General features: G+C 61.6%; 3 protein-coding genes. All 3 read right to left on the bottom strand.

Translation table 11 applies throughout. The features are described from left to right. Window positions 1–6: 6 nt before the first annotated feature. Entirely contained in the window at window positions 7–792 is a 786-nt protein-coding gene (locus ABD197_RS16665; protein ID WP_344056114.1) for a carbohydrate ABC transporter permease, read from the bottom strand. Window positions 793–833: 41 nt separating this feature from the next. Next, window positions 834–1661, bottom strand: coding sequence for a carbohydrate ABC transporter permease (locus ABD197_RS16670; protein ID WP_344056116.1), 828 nt, complete (start codon window positions 1659–1661; stop codon window positions 834–836). Between the two features lie 98 nt (window positions 1662–1759). Next, window positions 1760–2173, bottom strand: a 414-nt coding sequence (locus ABD197_RS16675) for a type 2 periplasmic-binding domain-containing protein (protein WP_344056115.1), incomplete at its 5' end; no start/stop codon positions are given.

Raw genomic sequence — 2173 nt, forward strand, 5'->3', positions numbered from 1 at the left:
CGTGGGTCATGATTTGAGGCTGCCGGCGGTGATGCCTTTGACGAGTGGTCGTTGCATGACGAGGGTGAACAGCACGATGGGGGCGAGGATGATGACTGCGGTTGCGCAGAGTTCTGCCCATTTGATCTCTTGTTGGGTGACGAAGCCGGCGACGTAGACGGTGAGGGTTTGTGCTCGTGATTGGCCGAGGATGACGGGGATGAGGAATGAGTTCCATGCGGCGATGGCGGTGAAGATCGCGGCGGTGACCAGGCCTGGGGCGACCATGGGGATCAGGACGTGGCGGAACATTTGAAAGCGGTTGGCGCCGTCGATCATGGCCGCTTCTTCGATCTCTTCGGGGAAGGATCGGATGAAGGCGAGCATGAGCCATGTTGCGAACGGGGTCAGTAGTCCTGTCAGGACGATGATCAGTGAGATCCATTGGTCGTAGAGGCGTGCCTGGCTGACGATGCGGAACAAGGGGATCAGCAGCACGATTCCGGGGATGACCTGGACGAGGACCATGACGGCTACGAGGACGCGCCGGCCGGGGACTCTTAGCCTGGCGAACGCGTAGCCGCCGAGCAGTGCGACCACGACGACGGCGAGGGTGGTGGTCACGGTGACGACCAGAGAGGTCTGCAGGGCCGCTTGGAACACACTCGATGCCAGGACTCCTTGGAAGTTGTCGAGGGTGGGTGTGAAGTCGAAGGCCTGGTTTGCTGGTGCTGTGGCGTCGGCGTTGTTCTTGAAAGACGTGAGGATGACCCAGAACACGGGGAACAGCGCGAACAGGACGGCGATGAGCAAGACCGTTTGTGCGATCGCGGTCCCGATGAGCCTCTTACGCTTCATACCTTTGTCAGCCTTACGTAGAGGAAATAGACGGGGAACATGATGACGGCCAGCGCGACTGCCATCGCGGCGCCCTGTCCGAACTCGTAGAACTGGAACGTCCGCTCGTAGGCGCTCAGCGAGGCTGTCACCGTTGCCAAGCCCGGACCTCCCTCTGTGGAGGTGTAGATGATGTCGAACAGTCGTGCTGTGTCGACCGTGCGCACGAGCAGTGTGATGGTGATGATCGGGGCGAGCATCGGGAGGGTGATGTATCTCAGCGTCTGCCACCAACCTGCCCCGTCGATCGAGGCGGACTCGAGCGGTTCCTGGGGCATGCTGGCCATGCCGGCCAGGAGCATGAGCATGACGAACGGGATGTGCATCCAGGCGTCGATGATCAGGATCAGTCCGCGAGCGAACGCGGGATCGGAGAACCAGGGAAGGTTCACTCCGATCGCTTGCTGGACGAAGAAGATGATGCCGAGGTCGGGGGAGAAGATGAACTTGAAGATGAGGCCGACGATGACGGGCGTAAGGAGCATCGGCACGAGCAGGATGCTGCGCGCGATCTGGTATCCCCGCATCTGTCGGTGCAGCAACGACGCGAGCAGGTAGCCGAAGGTGAACTGGATGATCAGACCGAACACGACCAGGATCAGCGTGACCAGAAGCGCCTGACCGAACGCCGGCGTGAAGACCGCCGCAACATAGTTCGCCAACCCCACGAACCCCGCCGAGGGAGCGGTCGGACTCTGATTGCTCACCGACATCCATACGGCGTAACCGATCGGCAACAACCCGACCACGATCATCAGAATCCACGTCGGCGTGACATACGGCACCGCGGTCAACGCGCCGCGATAACGAGAGCTGCGCGGAGAAACTGTGGGGGACCCGGAGCCGTCGGCACGCCGACGGCTCCGGGTCTGCGTAGCGGTCATCAAGGCGTGACGCGTCCAGACGCGATGAGGATGGCCAGCACATCATCGTTCAGCTGGTCCATCGCCGGATCCAGCTCGACCTGCTCACTCTGAATAGCGCTGACCGTCTGCGAGATGCGGAGCATGATCTCCGTAAGCTCCGGGATTCGCGGCAGCAACGTGCCCTCCTCAATACCCTCGGGAAGGGCGGTAACGACAGGGTATGCCTCCACAATCGATTCGTCTTCCAGGAAGGACGTCCGCCCCGTGATCGGCGCATTCGTCTCCAGGAACGAGCTGAGTCGATCCTTCCCGAGCGCGAAGGAGAGGAAGTCCCAGGCGTCCTGCTGATGCGGCGACTGAGCGGACACACCGGCCAGCCAGCCGTAGAGGATGTGCTTGGGCTCGAAATCACCGCCATCGCTCATCGGTGG

The sequence above is a fragment of the Microbacterium lacus genome, from assembly GCF_039531105.1.
GTDB lineage: Bacteria > Actinomycetota > Actinomycetes > Actinomycetales > Microbacteriaceae > Microbacterium > Microbacterium lacus.